The sequence below is a fragment of the Candidatus Binataceae bacterium genome (assembly GCA_036495685.1).
Lineage (GTDB): Bacteria > Desulfobacterota > Binatia > Binatales > Binataceae > JAFAHS01.
In genome coordinates this window covers 49615-68102 of record DASXMJ010000129.1, presented here as the reverse complement: position 1 = coordinate 68102, position 18488 = coordinate 49615, and the positions used below count along the sequence as shown (strand labels likewise).

The 18488-nt window shown below is 59.9% G+C and carries 12 protein-coding genes, 2 tRNA genes and 1 other RNA gene; 8 read left to right on the top strand and 7 right to left on the bottom strand.

All coding sequences use genetic code 11. The features are described 5' to 3' along the window. The first annotated feature begins 6 nt into the window (after positions 1-6). The 3 genes from VGI36_12830 to VGI36_12820 are packed head-to-tail and all read left to right on the top strand — an operon-like array spanning position 7 to position 6776. Positions 7-798, top strand: a complete 792-nt coding sequence (locus VGI36_12830; GenBank protein ID HEY2486029.1) for an HAD family phosphatase — start codon at positions 7-9, stop codon at positions 796-798. After that, complete coding sequence (locus tag VGI36_12825) at positions 785-2425, top strand: lactate racemase domain-containing protein (GenBank protein ID HEY2486028.1); 1641 nt, start codon at positions 785-787, stop codon at positions 2423-2425. The genes VGI36_12830 and VGI36_12825 overlap by 14 nt, the downstream gene beginning before the upstream one ends. Further along, complete coding sequence (locus VGI36_12820; GenBank protein HEY2486027.1) at positions 2415-6776, top strand: AMP-binding protein; 4362 nt, start codon at positions 2415-2417, stop codon at positions 6774-6776. The genes VGI36_12825 and VGI36_12820 overlap by 11 nt, the downstream gene beginning before the upstream one ends. 120 nt (positions 6777-6896) lie before the next feature. Here the strand turns inward: VGI36_12820 and rnpB are convergent. The 5 genes from rnpB to VGI36_12795 all read right to left on the bottom strand — a co-directional run bounded on the left by rnpB (position 6897) and on the right by VGI36_12795 (position 10931). Continuing rightward, positions 6897-7239: RNase P RNA component class A (gene rnpB / locus VGI36_12815), an RNA gene on the bottom strand. A 236-nt stretch (positions 7240-7475) separates the two neighbouring features. Further along, the gene (locus VGI36_12810; protein HEY2486026.1) at positions 7476-8201 is read right to left on the bottom strand and encodes a C4-type zinc ribbon domain-containing protein; all 726 of its coding nucleotides are present in this window, start codon (positions 8199-8201) and stop codon (positions 7476-7478) included. 84 nt (positions 8202-8285) lie between these two features. After that, positions 8286-8360: transfer RNA gene (locus VGI36_12805), tRNA-Ile, on the bottom strand. 92 nt (positions 8361-8452) lie between these two features. Further along, complete coding sequence (dnaG, locus tag VGI36_12800) at positions 8453-10216, bottom strand: DNA primase (GenBank protein HEY2486025.1); 1764 nt, start codon at positions 10214-10216, stop codon at positions 8453-8455. Further along, positions 10200-10931: a glycerophosphodiester phosphodiesterase family protein gene (locus tag VGI36_12795; GenBank protein HEY2486024.1), complete on the bottom strand. Its 732-nt coding sequence runs from the start codon at positions 10929-10931 to the stop codon at positions 10200-10202. The genes dnaG and VGI36_12795 overlap by 17 nt, the downstream gene beginning before the upstream one ends. Positions 10932-11061: 130 nt before the next feature. Here VGI36_12795 and VGI36_12790 point away from each other — a divergent pair, with 130 nt between their 5' ends. From VGI36_12790 to VGI36_12775, 4 genes are all read left to right on the top strand, one after another. After that, positions 11062-11931 carry a 50S ribosomal protein L11 methyltransferase gene (locus VGI36_12790; GenBank protein ID HEY2486023.1) on the top strand — a complete coding sequence of 290 codons (870 nt, stop codon included), beginning with the start codon at positions 11062-11064 and terminating at the stop codon, positions 11929-11931. Then, complete coding sequence (locus tag VGI36_12785) at positions 11928-12656, top strand: RsmE family RNA methyltransferase (GenBank protein HEY2486022.1); 729 nt, start codon at positions 11928-11930, stop codon at positions 12654-12656. Before VGI36_12790 ends, VGI36_12785 begins: the two co-directional genes overlap by 4 nt. Positions 12657-12717: 61 nt before the next feature. After that, positions 12718-13674 (top strand): glutathione synthase, encoded by a 957-nt coding sequence (gshB, locus tag VGI36_12780; GenBank protein HEY2486021.1) that lies wholly within the window; start codon positions 12718-12720, stop codon positions 13672-13674. A gap of 160 nt (positions 13675-13834) precedes the next feature. Further along, positions 13835-13910, top strand: a tRNA-Phe gene (locus VGI36_12775). Between the two features lie 800 nt (positions 13911-14710). Here VGI36_12775 and VGI36_12770 read toward each other — a convergent pair. After that, a complete protein-coding gene (locus VGI36_12770) occupies positions 14711-15031 on the bottom strand; it encodes an RNA-binding protein (protein HEY2486020.1) in 321 nt (106 codons plus the stop codon). 310 nt (positions 15032-15341) lie between these two features. Between VGI36_12770 and VGI36_12765 the strand changes: the two genes are divergently transcribed. Beyond that, the gene (locus VGI36_12765; GenBank protein ID HEY2486019.1) at positions 15342-15662 is read left to right on the top strand and encodes an RNA-binding protein; all 321 of its coding nucleotides are present in this window, start codon (positions 15342-15344) and stop codon (positions 15660-15662) included. Between the two features lie 1725 nt (positions 15663-17387). On the opposite strand, the gene VGI36_12760 is transcribed toward VGI36_12765, so the two are convergent. After that, positions 17388-17858, bottom strand: a complete 471-nt coding sequence (locus VGI36_12760; GenBank protein ID HEY2486018.1) for a hypothetical protein — start codon at positions 17856-17858, stop codon at positions 17388-17390. Positions 17859-18488: the final 630 nt, after the last annotated feature.

Below are 18488 nucleotides of genomic sequence, written 5' to 3'. Positions count from 1 at the left end.
AATGACATGTCAGTTTTAGGCTCAAAACCGTCACGGAACGGACGCGGCAAAGCCGCGTCGGGCGCGGCTTTCTACGATCTCGATGGCACCCTCGCCGACCTCAACCTGGTGCACGCCGCGCTTTTCGTCCTGACAAACCTCGGCGAGTGGCATCGGCGCATCGGTTCGATTGCCGGGCTGGCGGCCAGCGCTCCGAGGCTGTTCCTGGCCGAGCGCAAGGACCGGCGCTTGCTGAATCAGGTGCTGTTCGAGTGTCTCAAAGGTGTTTCCGTAGACCGGCTGGTCGAGCTCGGGCAGGAATACTGCGACCGCGTGCTGATCAAGCACCTGTACCATTCCGCTATCGAATTGGTCGAAGCAAATCGCAAAATCGGTCTGGAGCCGGTTCTGGTAACCGGATCACCGGACTTCATCGTGGCACCGCTCTGCCGTGAGCTGGAGATTAGGTACTTCGCAGCTAATCGATTGATCATCTCTCATGCCCGCGCCACCGGCAGACTTGCGCCACCGATTATGGCCGCGGACGAAAAGGCCCACTGGTGCGCGAGCTTCGCCACCCAGCACAACTTCGATCTGCGCAAGTGCTGGGGCTACGCGGATTCTCACTATGATTTGCCGTTTCTCGTTGCGCTCGGGCACCCGGTAGCGGTGAATCCCGATCGCAAGTTGCGTGCAGCCGCGATGAGCCGCCAGTGGCCGATCCTGCGATTTGACAAATCCACCGATGACGAGTCGGACGAGGCGTCCGGCGCCGCCATCCTTGAACTTCCTGGGAGATCCGCGGATGGCGCGTCCTGAAGCGAAGCTCAAAGAACTCAAACCCGCCGACCTTAAGCACCAGGTTGGCGCGCGGCGCGATCTGGTGGTCACGGTGAATCGCCGTTCCGAGAACCGTCTGATCGCCTATGGCGACGAATACCTCTACGAAAAGCTGCCGATCGGGACCCGCGTCATTTATGCGCCGCCGCCGCTCGACGAGCTGCCCGATCCGGATCAGGCAATTCGCTACGCCTTACTCCGCCCCGAGAACGCTGACCCGCTGTTCGCACAGCTCAATCCGAACATGCGGATTACTATCGCGATCGACGATATCAGCCTGCCCTTGCCGCAGATGCGCCGTCCCGACATCCGCGAGCGCATCCTAAACCAGGTCGTACAGACATTGGCTGATTACGGCGTCGACGACGTCCATCTAGTTGTTGCGACCGCGCTGCACCGGCGGATGACCGAAGCGGAGATCCGCCGGATGGTCGGCGAGAAGGTTTTCAAGCAATTCTGGCCAGATCGACTTTACAACTTTGACGGGGAAAACAAAGCCGAGCTGGTCATGCTCGGCAAGACGGATCACAACGAGGAGGTCTGGCTCTCGCGACGCGCCGCCGAATCCGACCTGGTCATCTACGTGAATATCAACCTGGTCCCGATGGATGGCGGTCACAAGTCGGTTGCGGTCGGCCTCGCGCCCTACCAGAGCCTGCGTCATCACCACAACGCCGCAACTTTGCGCGACTCGCACTCATATATGGACCCGACCCGTTCGGGAATGCATCGCAGTACCAATCGGATGGGCCGAATTGTCAACGAACACCTGAGGGTTTTCACGGTAGAGTCCGCGGTGAACACCCGCATGTTCGGTCCGACGCTGGATTTTCTACACAAGAACGAAGACCGGTTCACAGACTGGGATCGCACCCGCCTGAAGGCTTTCCGGTGGGCGCTCGGCAACATGACCAACGATTTCCGCCGCCAGGCCATGTACAACTACAGTTCGCCGTATGGAATGACGGGCGTGTGGGCGGGCGAGACGGAAGCGGTTCATCAGAAGGCGCTCGCGCGCGTTTTTCAACAATACGCGGTTCCGGTTAAGGGCCAGAGCGACATCCTGATCCTCGGCGTCCCCTTCATCTGCCCCTACAACGTCAACTCGATCATGAACCCGGTCCTGGTGCAGTGTACCGGCCTCGGCTACCTCTTCAATATGTATCGAGGCAAGCCGCTGGTGCGGGAAGGCGGTACTGTGATCTTGTGCCATCCGCTGCGCGACGAGTTCCATCCCGAGCATCATCCGAGTTACATCGAGTTTTTCCATCGATGTCTCGCCGAAACGACCGAAGCAACCGAGCTCGAAAAGCAATTCGAAGAGGAATTCGCGCGCAACCCGACTTATATCCACATGTATCGTTATGGCCACGCCTACCACGGCGTGCATCCATTCTACATGTGGTACTGGGGTGAGCCCGCCCGCCAGCACGTCGGCCGGGTGATTGCGGCGGGGTGCGAAGAACCCGAAGTCGCCGCGCGCCTGGGCTGGGACGCGGCCGATACTCTCGATGAAGCCATCGCGATGGCAACCGCCGAGCTGGGACGCTCGGCGACCATCACCTATCTCCATTTGCCGCCGATAGTGATTGCTGATGTCGAATAGCCGTAACAATGGGCACGCGGCGGCAGCTGCGATGCCGCCGCTCGATCAGATCTTCCGGCATCGCCGAATTCTGCTCACCGGCGGTACCGGGTTTCTTGGCAAAGTGTTTCTCCTGCTGATGCTGCGGCATCACCCTGAGGTGGAGCGAATCTACCTGCTTATCCGTGGCGACAAGCGCAGCAGCCTGAACCGATTTCGACGCGAGATTCTCGACTCTCCGGTCATGACCCCGTTGCGCGAAGACCTGGGCTCCCGCTTTGAGCGCCATATCGAGGACAAGATTGCCGTGGTGCCTGGAGATATCACCAATCCTGGCCTCCTCAGCCAGGGCGCGGAGCCGTTCAAGCGCGATAGCCTCGACGCGGTCGTGCACAGCGCCGGCCTGGTCAATTTCGAGGCCTCGCTGGCCAAGGCGATGGAGGTGAATACCACGGGCGTCGCCAACGTGCTCGATTTTTGCCGCAAGTCCGGTGCCGCGATGTTGCACATCTCCACGTGCTATGTCGCGGGAGCAGCGGATGGCCATCGGTACGAAGACGACATTCCGGAGAACTGGTGCCCAGTCGGGAAAAAGAATTTCAACCTCGAGTATGAAATTCGCGATGCGCTCGGTGCGATTGCTCGAGTTGAGGCCGAATCACGTGATCACGTCCGCAACGCGGAATTGCGTGGCGCAGTGGACGAGGAGGATGACACCGGCATCGACGAGCCGCGCGCCATCGAGCATCGCCGCAAGCGATGGGTGGAAGAGCGCCTCAAGGAAGTCGGCAAACAGCGCTCGCTAATCTGGGGGTGGCCCAATACTTACAGCTACACCAAGAGCCTCGGCGAGCAGTTGGTGCTCGCCGCGCGCGACCGCCTCGACGTAACGGTAGTACGTCCCGCCGTCATCGAAGGTGCGCTGGCGGATCCATTCCCGGGATGGAACCAGGGCGTCAACACCAGTGCACCCCTAACCTATCTGGCAGGGCGCGGTTATCGGTTCTACCCCGCCAAGAAAGAGCTCGTGCTCGATGTAATCCCGGTCGATCTGGCGGCACACGCGATGATCCCAATTCTCGCGGCGCTGCTTCTTAGACGCCAGAAACCCATCTATCAGCTCTGCACGTCAGATCGGAATCCGATGTCGATGCGCCGTCTGGTCGAGCTGACCGGACTCGCCAATCGTCGGGAGCACGGCAGAGACAAGGGAGAGATGGGCTGGCTCGCGCGGCATCTCGAAGCAACCGCCGTATCCGAAGGAACCTACAACCTTGCCAGTGAGATGCTGCCGCGCCTTCTCAAGCGGACGATCGACCTGATACGCCCGGTAGGTAGGAACACGCAGCGGCGGTTGCGCAAGATCGAGAACCGTATCGATTCGCTCAAAGAAAACACCGACCTGGCGCGCGGACTGGTCGATATCTATCGGCCCTACATCCTAGAACTCTCCTACACTTTCCACGGCGCTAACATCCGCGCGCTCTACTCCTCGCTGCGCGCGCAAGATGTGGCCCAGCACCCGTTTCGGCCCGAGCAAATCGATTGGCGCCATTACTGGATTGACATCCACATGCCGGGATTGCGCCGTCATATCTACCCGCAACTCGATCTGCACACGCGCGTGCGCGCGCCGCTGCCGCGCTTTCGTCACCTGATCGATCTGATCGACCGCGCGGCCGAGCGCTACGGCTCTTCCGAGGCGTTGATCGCACGGACTGCCTCGGGGACCCGGACTTCTGTCACCTATCGCGAGCTCCGCGATCGCGCGCATCGGGCCGGAATTCTGTTAGCGCAGCGCGGGATCAAGCCCGACGATCGCGTCCTGCTGATTTCCGAAAATTCTCCGGACTGGGTGCTGGCCTATTTCGCGATTCTGTTCGCCGGAGCGGTGGCGGTGCCGCTCGACCATCTGGTTTCTGCCGAGGAGCTGACCCCAATTTGCAAGATCGCGCAACCGCGGGCCGCCCTGGTTTCCGCCGAAGTCGCGCAGCGATTAGGCAGCGGCATTCGCGATGCGGTCTCCGGGATCACCGAGTTCGACCTGGCCGAGCTGTCCCGGCCGTTTATCCTCGGCCGCAAAGTAGCGACCCCTTCCCCGCCGGATCGCAAGACCCTCGCCTCGATCGTTTTCACATCGGGCAGTACCGGCACGCCCAAGGGCGTCATGCTCACCCACGGAAACTTCGGCGCGGAGGTCGGAATGATCGGGCGAGTCTTCTCGCTCTCCGGCGAGGACACACTGCTCTCGCTGCTGCCGCTTCATCACGCCTTCGAGTTCACCTGCGGCCTACTGCTTCCCCTCGCAAGCGGCGCCACTATCGCCTACGCGCTGCACTTCGACTCCAAGGAACTCTCGCGCATCATGGCTGACATCCGGCCCACGGCGCTTATCGGGGTGCCCGCGCTCTGGGAGGCGGTTCATCGCCGGATCATGGACGAGGTCGAAGGGCGCGGGCCGTTTTTCGGCGCGGCCTTCGGGCAATTGCGCAATCTCAACCGGCGCCTGGATGACGAGTCGGGAATCAACCTCGGCTCGGTCTTGTTCAGGCAAGTTCATCATGCGCTGGGCGGAAGGCTCCGACTCGCGGTCAGCGGCGGCTCTGCCCTGCCCCAGCGCGTCGCGCGGTTCTTCAACGACATCGGAATTCGCTTGCTGGAGGGTTACGGGCTAACCGAGGCCGCTCCGGTTTTGAGCGCGGCGCGTCCCGACGAACCACTTACGGTCGGCTCGGTTGGTCGGCCGCTGAACGGCATCGAGGTGAAGCTCGACGGCGATTCAGGCGGCATCGGTGAGATCGTAGCGCGCGGCCCCAACATCATGGCGGGTTATTACCGCAACCAAGCCGCCACCGACGAAGTACTGCGCGACGGATGGCTGCATACGGGGGACCTCGGACGATTTGATGAGCAGGGCATGCTCTACGTCGTCGGGCGCGCCAAGGAAGTCATCGTCGATTCGGGCGGCAACAACATCTACATCGATGAGCTCGAAGAGGCCTACGGCCATTCCCAATATCTCAAGGAGTTGGCCGTCGTCGGACTCAAGGTCGGCGAAGGTGAGCAGGTCGCGGCGCTGGCGGTTCCGGCCTACGCCCGCGGCGAAAGCCGGCGCTCGGTTGAAGATCGCCTGCGCGCGGATTTCGACAAGATTGCGCGGGGGCTCAGCCCCCACAAGCACGTTCGGATTCTCCGCTTTACCGAGGCAGAGCTGCCGCGCACCCGGACGCGTAAGATCAAACGCAACGAAGTCGTGGCGACCCTGCGCCAAATGCTGGAAAGCACCGCGGACCAGCTGGTGGTAGCAAACAGTGCGGAAATCGAACCGTGGCTTGCACAGGCGCTCGCGCAGGTTTCGAGCGATGCGGTCAATCTCACCCCGGCAACTCGGCTGATCGAGGACCTTGGACTGGACTCGCTGGCGATGGCCGAGCTGTCCGAGCATATTGCCCAGCACGCCGGGCGCGAGATCGGCCCGGAGGAAACTACCGACCTGAGGACCGTAGCCGACCTGCAGCGACTGGGATCGACCGAGACTTCGAACGGCCGCGCCCGACTCCCGTCGTATGCACGCTTTGCAGAACCCTTCACGCCCATGCTGCCCAATCCGATCCGCAGGCTTGCGCGGGCCGCGACCCGCAGCGCGCAGCGCGCGATCTTCGCCGGCTGGCTCAAGCCCACAGTGCTGGGACGGGGAAATGTTCCCGCCAACCGCAACGTGCTGGTCGTCGCGAATCATTCAAGCCACGTCGATTTTGGTTTGGTCGGGTACGCGCTGGGCGCGATTGGGGACGATCTGATCGTGCTGGCTGCCAAGGATTACTTCTTCAACACAGGCGCGCGCCGCTTTCTGGCCTCGAACTTCACCACGCTGATCCCCTTTGATCGGGAACGCGCGCAACTGGAATCGCTCGACGATGCGCTCGCGGAACTCAGGGCTGGAAAAAGCGTGTTGATGTTCCCCGAAGGGACACGCTCCCCCGACGGAACGGTGCACGAATTCAAAAGTGGTGCTGGCTATCTCGCGCTGCGTAGCGGCTGCGACGTGCTGCCGATTCTGATTCGGGGGACGCACAAGGTTCTCGGCAAAGGCAGCCTGCTTCCACACTACCACGAAGTCGAACTGAGAATTGGCAGCGTTATCAGCGCCGCCAAACTGCGCTCGGTAAGCGAGAATGCCGAGGGGATGGGCGCGTACCGAAAACTGGCGGACTATATGCGCACGGCGGTCGTTGCGATGGGCACGAAGAAAGCGCCGTTACGTCCAACCCCTAAAACTCCTGCCGGCAAAGGCGCAGGGGCGGAGCTGGCAGCGGTCCGGTCTCATCAACGCGCACCCGGCCCGCGAATGCGCGCCCGCCGCGGCGGCTGATTAAAACCCGTTTCCGCCTTCTTCAAGATCGCACCGCCCTTACGACGACGTTGGTGGTGCCGACGAAGCCGCCAGCGTGCCGGTCAAGTTCGCGCACATACGGGCGCTGATTTATGACAAGGCCGGAGTGAGCCTGTAAGCCGGGTTCTGTACCCTTGCGGGCGGCGATCATTCCTCTTGGCCGGGCGATTGCTCGCCGGCTCTAGCGACCATACCCGAGGGACTATGAGCGGGCCGCTCACCCTCCTATTTGGTCTTGCTCCGGGTGGGGTTTGGCATGCGCGCACGATCACTCGCGCGCCGGTGGGCTCTTACCCCACCATTTCACCCTTACCCACGTGGGCGGTCTATTTTCTGTGCCACTTTCCGCGGATCGCTCCGCGCCGCCGTTAACGGCCACCCTGCCCTTATGGAGCCCGGACTTTCCTCTCTCCTTGCGGAAAGCGATCGCCTAGCTCACTCCGGCGAGCAGATTCTATCATCGCGCGCGCGGCAAGGCGCACCGTGCCGATTAGCTGCTGAAGTTCGGCCGCATAGAACGCTGCTGCGCTATTTAACGGTAATGCTCCTTGGGCACGTGGCGTTGATGCGAGGAGGCCCAAGGAATGAGGAGCGGGGCCACACGAGATCCTTCACTTAGTTCGGAACAACCAAAACGGGAACAACTCTGGACCTCGGGTTTTGGGAGTGCGTCGCACTTCAGGTGGTTTCGGCGGCTGGTTTGTCTTCGTAATACAGAATTCGTTGGCAGTTCGGGCAGAAGTGGATTTGAAGATGTTTCTGGACTTCGTTGAACAACTGCGGCGGTAACAGGCGTCGACAGCCCATGCAGGTTCCGCCTTTTGCCAGTGCAACGGCGGTTCCCTGGCGGCGGGTGAAGAGGGTGTTGTAGCGCTGCAGCAGGTTTGGCTGAATCTGGGCAGCGGCTTCATCGCGCGCGCGACGCTTCTGCGCGATCGAACTCTTGAGGGTTTCAACCTGTGTCGCAATTTCCTTTTCGCCTTCCGCCAGGGCGGCACGCCCTTTTGCGATCGCTTCGCCTAGTTCCTTGATTCGGGCCGTGCGGGGGTCGGCGGCCTCGGTAAGGGCGAGCACTTCGGATTCGAGCCGGAGATTGGTGTCCTTGAGGGCTTCGACCTCGTGGGTGAGGGCCTGGAGTTCCTTATCGGTGCGCACCAGGTTGAGGCGCATGCGCTTGTTGCGGATTCGCGCCTCTCCTTCGGCCAGCTCTTTTTCAGCTTTCTTGCGGGCGGCAGTGTTCTGCTGATCTTCCTCGACCAGGCGCTGCAGTTCGGATTGATTCCGTTCGTTCTCCTCGCGCAACCCTTCCACGTTTCCGGCGATTGTGGTCAGCGTTTGTTCCAGTTCTTGGAGCTGGCGATCGATAACCTGCAACCCCATGAGCCGGACTATCTCTTCAGGCAATGCAACCTCCCCTATGCACGCACAACCGCATCAGGAAGGCGTGACCTCTCGTGTGTGTTGGAAGAAATTCAATCGGTACTGATGTGGGCCCACCAGGATTTGAACCTGGGACCAGCCGGTTATGAGCCGGCAGCTCTGACCGGGCTGAGCTATGGGCCCTTCGCGAACCATCGGGCAATCGTCCCATGTTACCAATTTGAGCGCATCTGTTTAAGGGGTGTCTCAAACGATCGTTTAGTGAATGTGCACGTTCATCGCCGCACATCCGACGCGCGCCGCAGCGAAATCAAGGCCTGCGCCTTCTTCCAGGCCTCGTCGTCGCTCGCACCGCCGGCGGATGCTTCTTCGACATCGCGTTTCAGTGAGTCCACCTCGCGTTGGTGGCGTCTGCGTTCGAGAGCGGTCGCGTAGTCGGCAACCAACACGCGCGCGTGCTCGAGACCTTCGATCAGCGGACCAACCGCCGCGGCAGAAAATTGCGACAGCTGTTCTGCCGTAAGGTGTTCCGCGATCCAGGCTTCCATCGCAGCGTACGGTCGGTCACTCGCGCAAATCTCGACCAGCGCGGCGGCGAGCTCGGAGTCCGCGAAATCTTTCGCGGCCTCAGTCTCTGCGATCTGGAGCCGGAGCTGGGGGTGAAGCAGCGCGATCGAGACCAACCCGATCTCGGCGCGCGTGCCAGCGTTAGCGGATTGGGTCCGGGCCCGCGGCGGAGTGACGGTTCGTTGAGGACCGCCACGGCCGCCGCGTCCCTCCCGCCGTAATACTTCCTCCCCGATCCCGAGTATTGATGCCGCACGACTGGCAAGCAGCTCGAATTCAAACCGGTTAGTGACCAGTTTAAGCATCTCGGCCACTCGCTCCGCAGCACGCGCCCGCGCCTCCAGCGACCTGGTCGCGTGGCGCGACTGCTCCTGTAGAAAGTAGTCGATCAGCAGCTCGGCGGAGTCCGCGAGCTGGTTGAACGCCCGACCCCCGCGCTCGCGAATGAAGGTATCCGGGTCAAACCCGGCCGGGATGAAAATGCCCCGGCCGAGCAGCCCCGCTTGAAGAAAGATTCCGAGCGCGCGCAGGGAGGCTTTGCGGCCCGCATCATCGCCATCGAAGCACGCAATCACGTTCTTGGTTTGTCGTCCCAGAAGACGCAACTGCTCGACCGTCAAGGCCGTGCCACAGCCCGCAACCGCTTCCTTAAAGCCGGCCTGCTCGAGCGTGATCGCATCGATGTAACCTTCGACCAGGATTGCGCGATCTTTCGCGGCGATGCTCGCGCGGGCTTCATACAATCCGTAGATGGTTCGCGTCTTCGAATAGAGCGGAGACTCCGGCGAATTCAGATACTTGGGTTGGCGATCATCGAGAACGCGGCCGCCGAAAGCGACCACCCTGCCCTGCACGTCGCGGATGGGAAACATCAGGCGCGCGCGGAACATATCGCGTGATCCTTCGGCGTCTCTCTTGACCAGCCCGAGCTTTACGCCCGCCTCGCGCAACCCGCGGCGTTCGAGCGCCCTGGTGAGGGCCAGCGCACGCGCGGGTGCAAACCCGATGCTAAACGCCAGCGCGGTCTCTCTGCTAATGCCGCGCGACTCCAGGTATTTACGCGGCTGCTCACCCTCGGGCGTCTTCCACAACACGTGGGAAAAGAATTCGGCGGCGGTCTGGTTGGCCAGGTACATCGAATCGCGCTCGGACTTGGAGGGTCCGCCGCCAGATTTTTCCTCGGGCAATTCGATTCCGTACCGTTGCGCGAGCGAGCGCACGGCTTCCGGAAACGTCAGTCCTTCCATCTTCATGATGAAGTTGAAGACGCTGCCGCCGGCGTTGCATCCAAAGCAATGGAAGAACCCGCGCTCCGCGTTCACCGAAAACGAGGGAGTTTTCTCCTGATGGAATGGACAGAGACCGACGAAGTTGCGCCCGGTGCGCTTGAGGCGCACGTGCGCCCCGATCACTTCGACGATGTCGGCGCGCTGACGGACTTCCTCGATCTTATCTTCACCGAATCGTCCCATATTCGCTCAGCACCTCGCGCAGCCGGGCCGGATAGTTCGTCATTATACCGTCGATGCCGTAGCCGATGAGCAGGTGCATCAGCTCGGGCGCATCGACGGTCCACACCAGCACCTTAAGGCCCCGGGCGTGTGCCGTATCGCACAGCTCTGAGGTGACCAGGTCGAAGCGCGGATGGATGGCATAAGCAGACAACCGCGCGGCGGCGTCGAACAATTGCGGGACGTTTTTCTCGGCAAGAACCCCGATTCGCACCGCGACCTCGAGTTCACGCATCCGCGCGAGCCTACCCCAGTCGAAACTTGAGACCATCGAGGTCTCAAGCGCCTTCCATTTGCGCATCAGGGCCATGACCTCTTTCTCCACCTGACCGGACTTCAGCTCGATATTGAGTGCGCACTGGCCGGCGGTTGCTGCGAATACTTCATCGAGCGTCGGAATCGGTTCACTGGATCCCGCCGCCCCGCCGAAACGCACCCCCGCATCGAGGCGTTTAAGTTCCGCGAGCGTCATCTCCTTAACCGCACCCTGCCCGTCGCTGGTGCGGTCGACGGTGTCGTCGTGGATGACCACGAGCGCGTGGTCAGCGGTCGGCTGCACATCGAGTTCGCACATCTCCGCGCCGGCTACGATCGCGGCGTGAAACGCGGCCAGAGTGTTCTCGGGAGACGTTCCGCTCGCTCCGCGATGCGCTATGTTCAGGATTGACGGCTTCATCGGGAAGGAACTGCACCAAAGCTTATGTTTGACTGTCGCGCGAGCGCAAATGCGAGGGGCGCGGTTATTCGGAGGTAATCCACAGGTATCTCGAACCGCCCGGCTCGCGATGAGATACTGCAAGCGCTCGATGACAGCGACTTACGCAAAGGCCACCTTTCGAGTGCCGGCCGTGATGGCTGATGAGATCGCGGGATTTTTGATTTCCAAGGGCGCTCTCGGTTGCGCGGTTGCAGAGATGGAAAAGCCGCGGCAACGACCGCGCCGGATTCTGACGCTGGAAGCCTATTTTCCCATTGCCAACCGCCGCCAGGTCAGCGGTCTTTACACGGCAATGCGCCACGGAGGAATGCTGGCGGCGCGGTCGCGCGCACGGCAGCCGAAGAAAATCAAAGATCCGGGCTGGGCCACAAAGTGGCAGGACCGGTTCACGCCATTTCAGGTAGGCAAGATGTTTCTCATCGTACCTCCGTGGGACCAAAAACGGATACCGGAGCGGATCAGCATCACGATTGCACCAGGGTTTGGATTCGGCACGGGGCGCCACCCGTCAACGGCAGGCGCGCTGCGCGCGATTGAAAAGCTGTTCGCGCAAAGATCCTATGGAAATGCCCTCGACGTAGGTACCGGGTCGGGCGTGCTGGCGTTTGCGATGGCTTCGCTGAACGCGCGAGTCACCGCGATCGATATCGACCAGCAGGCGCTGGAAAACGCGCGCCAGAATGCGAAACTCAATACGACGGCCGCGGGCATCCGGTTCTCTGCGAAGCCGCTTGCGCAAGTCGCGGCGCGGTTCGACCTGATTACCGCGAATATTCTCAGCACCGTCTTGATCGGGATGGCGCCCCTGCTTACGCGGCGACTCAAGCCCAAGGGCAGACTCGTGCTGAGCGGGATTCTAGCTAGTGAGGTCAGAGAGGTCCTTGCCGCGTTTCGCGGGCTGCGGACGGTTGCAATCACTCGCAGCCGGGGATGGGCCACCCCGGTGATGGCGAAATGAAGCCGGCACCACGTTTTGCGCTTCAGTCAGCTCCCGACTTGCGGGGGACGGCGCGCATTGCCCGCGAAGAGGCGCATCATATGCGTGACGTGATGCGGTTGGAACGCGGCGACGCGGTTACACTGATTGATCGGGAAGGAAGGAGCTATTCGGGAACCATCAGCGGCTACGATCGCGAAGGCGCGCTGGTTCAAATCCTCTCGTCGCAATGCTCGCGCCCGCGGCCACCTCTGATAGTTACCCCCGCCATCATCAAGGGGCCGCGGATGGACTTTTTGGTGGAAAAAGCGGCCGAGCTTGCCGCGACCGAATTGTGGCCGATCGTGAGCGCCAGGACGGTAGGCAAACTGCCCGGGAAGGAGAAAATCCTGCGCTGGCAGCGGCTGGCCGCGGCGGCAGCTAAGCAGAGCCTGGCCTTGCCACCGATGCGGGTCCGTGATGCCGTGCCCTTCGCCACCTTGATTCGAAGCGTACCGCGCGACACGCTCGCATTGATCTGCTCGCCAGGGTCGGAACCGATGACGCGTCTGATGGGAAAGGAAAGGCCGAGCGGTCTGCTAATAGCCTCAGGGCCGGAGGGCGACTTCGCGCGGGAGGAGCTGGAGGAGGCAATCGCCGTGGGATTCGTGGCAGTTGGCCTTGGTCCGAACCGGCTTCGCAGCGAGACCGCAGCTATAGCTGCCCTCGCGCTCGTCGGACAGTGGCTTTACAGCAAAGCTGGGTAGGCGGAGCCGTAAGGAAGACAGATAGCGGAGCGCCGAGGCAACAAGTCAGGAGAGACGCGTCGTGTACAAGTTCGCTTTCATCATGGACCCGCTCGAAGGGGTGCTGATCGACAAAGACACCACCTTCGTCTTCATGCTCGAGGCCCAGAAACGAGGCCACCAGATTTACTTTCTGGGATTGCGCGATCTTTACGCCGTCGGGCGGCAGGTGCAGATGCATGCGTGGCGCTGCGAAGTGGAGCGCGCGACGCCGCATTTTCGATTTCTCGACAAGGGGGCCGACTATCCAATCGAGGCCTTCGAGGCGGTGTTCATGCGCAAGGACCCGCCGGCAGATGCGCCCTACCTTTATGCAACCATGTTGCTGTCGCTGGCGGATCCGCGGCGCACCTTCGTGCTTAACGATCCGGCCGGGCTGCGCGAAGCAAACGAAAAGCTTTACGCGCTGAATTTTCCATCGGTGATCCCGCCCACGGTAGTGACCTACCAAATATCCCGGCTCAGAAAATTTTTGATCGATCAGGGTGGCGAGATGATCGTGAAGCCGCTCGACGGACACGGCGGCGAAGGGGTGTTCTTCGCGCATAGCGGCGACCGGAACCTAGGCGCGATCCTGGAATCGGCAACCCGCTTCGAAACGCGTCCCATAATGGCGCAACGATACGTGCCCGAAGTACGCGGCGGCGACAAGCGCCTGATCGCGCTGAACGGCGAACCGTTGGGATGTACCTTGCGCGTGCCGCGCGACGACGAACATCGCGGAAACATCCACGTGGGCGGGACCTGTGTGAAAGCGCCGGTGACCGCCCGCGATCAGGAGATCTGCAAGACGCTGCAGCCCCGCCTTGAGCAGGACGGGCTTTACTTTGTGGGCCTCGACATAATCGGCGACTACCTGACCGAGGTGAACGTCACCAGCCCGACGGGAGTGCAGGAAATCGATCGGCTCGACAACGCAAACCTGGAGGGCAAGGTGATCGATTTCGTAGAGTCGCGGTGCGCTAAGCTGTTCAGGTAGGAGCCTGCGAAATCCGCGGGTTCCGCAGATTCATCCATTTCCGGAAGGGCAATATGTGAAATCGGGGAAGTTTCTTTGTTCTATTGCAAGGGACTGAGCGGGAGGATACGAATGATCGTTCGCTGTACGCATCGCCTACAGATCCGGCCGCTGTCACGGTGGGCAGGTAGCTCAGTCGGTAGAGCAAAGGACTGAAAATCCTTGTGTCGAGTGTTCGATTCACTCCCTGCCCACCAGCTAAGTAATTGAAATATCGAAGATTTCGCTAATCTGGTCGAGGCCGAGAACCTGCCGATCGTGCCGAAGTGTGGAGGTTGTGTGGCGGTTTTCAAAGGCGCCCTCCCTCGGTTTTCTTCTTGAGCGGCAGAGTGGCCGGTGCTTGGGGCTGCGCGGCGAGATCGTCGAAAACCTCTCTCTATAGCGCGTGCGAGCTCGTCCTCCGCGACGATGTTGTAGGGATCGAAAACAGATCTTGTCTTATGCCCGCTTAAGGCCGCGGTCTGGTCGGGCGTCGATCAGGAGCCGATGGTGCGGGCCATTTTAAATCGGCGATGCATTGGGGTCGCGAAGCGGGCGAGATCGCCGCACGCGAGCTCGACGGCCTTTTCCAACCCCCTCGCGGTGGTGCTGCTTCATGTTGGCCAACTTACCGTTCAAGCTATTAAAGGCCCGGTGTTTATTTGCACTTATAGTGTAATTAATTGCAACGACCTTGGAAACTAGCAGGGTCAGGAGATAACTCATGACGCGCTACCAGCCGACAGCCTTGAACAACCGCTTCCGATCTTCGTCATCCGTCACACTGAAGAGACGGGGGCACTGATCTGATAGCCATCGACTCGCTCACGACACCCTCCAGCGCCCCACCTTCTCCGTCGACGGCCCAGATGTCCCGACTTGTGGCGGTAAACTGGTGGAAGTTACGGCCGCATCTGCGGCATCTGTATTCCAGCGTTGAACCGCGCGCCGCAGACCAGTCGAGCATCTTGACCGCAAAGTCGTGGGTGTCCCAATTTCGCGCCGCCGCCAAATATTTTTAGGCCTCGTCCGGTCCAGGTTCCGATTCAGGTGCACGCAAGGATTGCACCGCCCGATTTCGGGCCTTGCCATTTTTTAGCGATGGATCAGCTTCGATCTTTATCTGTTGTCCGTTAAGGAGAGTGTTGTTCAACAGGCTGAACGCGAGCACAACGTCGGCGAGTTCCGCCATTTCCACAAAGCCGAAACCGCGGCAGAGTCCGGATACTTTATCCGTAACTGCCAACGCCCCCAGCACCTCTCCCGCGCGTGAGAAATGCGTCAGAAGGTCTCTACTGGTAACCGAACTGGCCAGATTGCCAACATACACCTTGGGCATCAACGAACTCCTTGTGGGTCTCAAGCGGTTCGGATTGTCTCGACCAACGACGTGAGGTGGTCTGTCTGCGGTGGACTGTATCCGAGAGCGAATAGCAGCACTTTATTCTTCGCCGAGGGGTAAGTACATCTGTTGGCATCTCAACCGCTCGAAATCAGCGACCCGGTCAAGCGAGGGTGGTATCTTCAGCGGGCTGGAAGATATATAATTGTTTAACTCTAAAGTTCGGACGTTCCTTTCACACCCACCCGGGAATGAGCCCGGGTCCCCTGTTCGGAGCTACCCCGACACAAACTCTCGGAGGGCAAAAATGCCCAGCAAGTTATATGTAGGCAATCTGGCCTACGCGGTTTCCAATGACGATCTCCATCAACTCTTCTCACAAGTTGGCCAGGTGCAAAGCGCTACGGTCATCACTGACAAATTCTCCGGACAATCAAAGGGTTTCGGCTTTGTCGAAATGACCACCGCGGAAGAAGTTGCCAACGCGATCCGTCAGTTCAACGATACCGAGCTCAAGGGCCGTAACATCAAGGTGAACGAGGCCAAACCGCGCGAGTCGAACTTCGGCGGGGGCAATCGCGATCGAAGCAGTGGTGGCGGTGCAGGTCGAGGCCGTAACCGCTGGTAATTATGTAATCGGCGCGAATCGTATTTTGCTTTGGTGCGCTGATGACCAAGGTCTGGCGCACCACTCGAGGGAGCGCCGGAACAAAGTCATCAATTTGGATCGCGTCGCGGTTCCAAAACGGCGTCGATGATGTCGCCCACACTCGGAGGCAGAATCCATGGAAAAACGCCAAAGAGAACGTGCACGCAGAGAGAAACAACAGCAAAAGGAGCAGCGTCGCATCGAACGCGTGGCTGAACGTCAGAAGCGGGCCCGCGAAGGTGGCAAAGACGCAGACCTTAACGGAATGGTTCCGGAACCGAAATCCGGCCAGATTGTCGACTTGTCCTGAGGTTCCTCCCTACCCATCCGCGCCGCTTCGATATTCATGCCGTCCCTCTGAGTGACGGACGGTCTTTTGTCCCTGCAATCCGACAATCGCCTCTCTGTGGATGCGGATTGTCCGCGAGCCTTTCGGTTCGAACGATCTTAGTCTAGGAGGCCCGACCTTTCGCCCGCTGGTAATCGACCGCAAGTAGGCACAACCAAGCCCGGTGTTTGGCAGTTGGTTATCTTCAGCTCGATGCCGGTCGAGAATACGACGCGATAGTCGTGTCGATGGCTTTCGCCAGACTTCTTTTTGCGGGTTGCCTTTCCTACCTATTAAAAGCCCGCTGGCTTGATGTCGGTTTGATCAGAGGGTTACTCCCATCTTCATCCACCTCTACCGTTTGTCCTCGTATACGGCCGACCTCGATGATGGGTTCGGGGCCGAAAACCCTAAGATAGTGGCGCAGATCACCGGCGTGGACCCCGCAGGACCCAGGGGAGCGAAGTACTAAAAATCCTTGTGTCGAGTGTTCGATTCACTCCCCGCCCACCAGTCAAATACGAAAGATCGAGATTTTCGCCGATCTAGGTGAGGGCGAGGTCTTGCTCATGGACCGGCCAATTGCCTTTGGCGTGCTTGGCAATCGACGCAAGTAAACGCGCCGGGCCGGGAGCTCGGCAGCTGGCATTCTCCAGATCCACGCCAGTTGAGAATATGACGCGGTAATCGTGGTGCCTCAATGAACCGGAGCCTTTGGCTTGCCCCTTTTGTCTTTTTACCGATGCCCTCCGGCGACCGGCTCAACTTTGATGCAAATCGGTCTTTCTTGCGCTGTGCTCGATACACCAACGGTCGATAAGCTCGGTATTGAACCGCCAGTCGCTTCCAACTTTGAACCCTGGCAACTCGCCACTTCGCAACAGCTTATAGATGGTTGACGGGTGGACGCGAAGATACTCCGAAAGTTCCGCAACGGTCATTATGCGGGCCGGGAACTGGTCATGTTTGCCCTCTTTTGCCATTTTCCTCTGAAGTCACGGATGATCGATGCTGGGTCAAGGTTACAGTTTTATTTCCCCCGTGGAGGTAATCCGTCATCCGTTCTATTACGTTCGCCTTGACTGTGTTTAAAGCTTTCAGAGGCTACGGCGCGAAGCAATCCCCTCTGGATTCAGCTCAAGCGCGCGGGGCGTCTTTTGCGGTGCATTTTTGGTGGGAAGGCCAGATGGCAGCTGGAATGATGGCCATCTCTCCGCGCCGGAGCCCATTCGCACAACCAAGCGATTGACCGCGATCAGGAAACTTTCGCGATGCCGGAGACGATGAAGAATGGAGAACCGTTAGTCTGCCGAAGTTCCGCACGGTGAGTTGCGGAAGCGCTGCGCAGTCCTCCAACAGTCCGCTCTTGGACGAGATTAGTTTCGGGGCGGCGGCTCTCCGCTCAACTCCAGAGGTGGTGGTTCTGCAATCAAGCGCGCCGTCATCGGGTGGGACTCGTGGCGAATCAAGAGGTCCATCGGATACTTGTCAGCCATTGCAGCCGCTACCTTGCTGCTCATGTCAGGTGCAGACTCCAATCGGACCCGGTCAAACTTCCGGTCGCCTATCTTCAGCATCACGTATTGACCTGCGAGATTCTCCTTGACTCTCTCGAATGTTCGACCATCGAGTCTGACAAAAAGTTGCCCGTCAATAACTACCAGCCACAGCTCGGACCAGTGCGCACCCTCCTCGGCATCAGTCGTCATGATCTGAAGGGTGCGCTGGTCGCGGAACCCATCAGGATCCCATCCCGCGGCGAGATTGGCTGCAGCGCAGGTGCTCGCCATCACGGTCCAGAGGACGACCGTGCTCACCACTAGCTTGAAATTGGTTTGAATTCTCATTAGCCGCGCATAGCACCCGTTGCTCGTATGGAGTTGTGATAAAGCTCCTTAGCAGCAATCGTTCTAATTGAGTTAGTGCTCAGTGACCTAATCTATCGTTCGGCTAGGCGATCGATACTCAGGTCTACTTAATAGGAGTCTAGCAGGGTCACAATAGGCCTGCAATCACTATTCCGACCGAAGGATCCCATTGTCGCATAGACCTGCAATAGATGAACGGTCGTCCGTCGAAGGCTACGGACGGACCAGACCGGTGGGAGATGGAAGAATCAGGATCGCGCAGTTTTTTGCGCGTATCGGGCGGCGACTGGTCGGGGTGTGGATTTCACGGCGGATCCGATTCAACTCTCCGTAGTCGAGAGAGATCTTCGCGAATTCTGTAACGTTGCTCGTACTCTGAATCCGACGATCGTCTCGGCCCTCGGCGGGTCACCGGGTCCTAAAATGTCCTATTGAGGTCGAAGTTTAATCCTCGGGCTGCATGCGCGCGCGGCGGGACCTCGCCCATTCTATAATTTGAACCCGATTTAAGCGCCAAGCCGTGCCGACCTTCAAAGCCGGGAGTTCACCGCTCTTGATCATTTTGTTAACGGTCTCTCGATGGAGTTTCAAAAACTCTGCCACTTCGCG

What these genes read in the sequence shown, in the direction of transcription:
- VGI36_12830 (HEY2486029.1), top strand. Translation starts at nt 7, where the DNA reads ATGTCAGTTTTAGGCTCAAAACCGTCACGGAACGGACGCGGCAAAGCC.
- VGI36_12825 (HEY2486028.1), top strand. Translation starts at nt 785, where the DNA reads ATGGCGCGTCCTGAAGCGAAGCTCAAAGAACTCAAACCCGCCGACCTT.
- VGI36_12820 (HEY2486027.1), top strand. Translation starts at nt 2,415, where the DNA reads ATGTCGAATAGCCGTAACAATGGGCACGCGGCGGCAGCTGCGATGCCG.
- dnaG (HEY2486025.1), bottom strand. Translation starts at nt 10,216, where the DNA reads ATGGGACGATTCGGTGAAGATAAGATCGAGGAAGTCCGTCAGCGCGCC.
- VGI36_12795 (HEY2486024.1), bottom strand. Translation starts at nt 10,931, where the DNA reads ATGAAGCCGTCAATCCTGAACATAGCGCATCGCGGAGCGAGCGGAACG.
- VGI36_12790 (HEY2486023.1), top strand. Translation starts at nt 11,062, where the DNA reads ATGACAGCGACTTACGCAAAGGCCACCTTTCGAGTGCCGGCCGTGATG.
- VGI36_12785 (HEY2486022.1), top strand. Translation starts at nt 11,928, where the DNA reads ATGAAGCCGGCACCACGTTTTGCGCTTCAGTCAGCTCCCGACTTGCGG.
- VGI36_12770 (HEY2486020.1), bottom strand. Translation starts at nt 15,031, where the DNA reads ATGCCCAAGGTGTATGTTGGCAATCTGGCCAGTTCGGTTACCAGTAGA.
- VGI36_12765 (HEY2486019.1), top strand. Translation starts at nt 15,342, where the DNA reads ATGCCCAGCAAGTTATATGTAGGCAATCTGGCCTACGCGGTTTCCAAT.
- VGI36_12760 (HEY2486018.1), bottom strand. Translation starts at nt 17,858, where the DNA reads ATGAGAATTCAAACCAATTTCAAGCTAGTGGTGAGCACGGTCGTCCTC.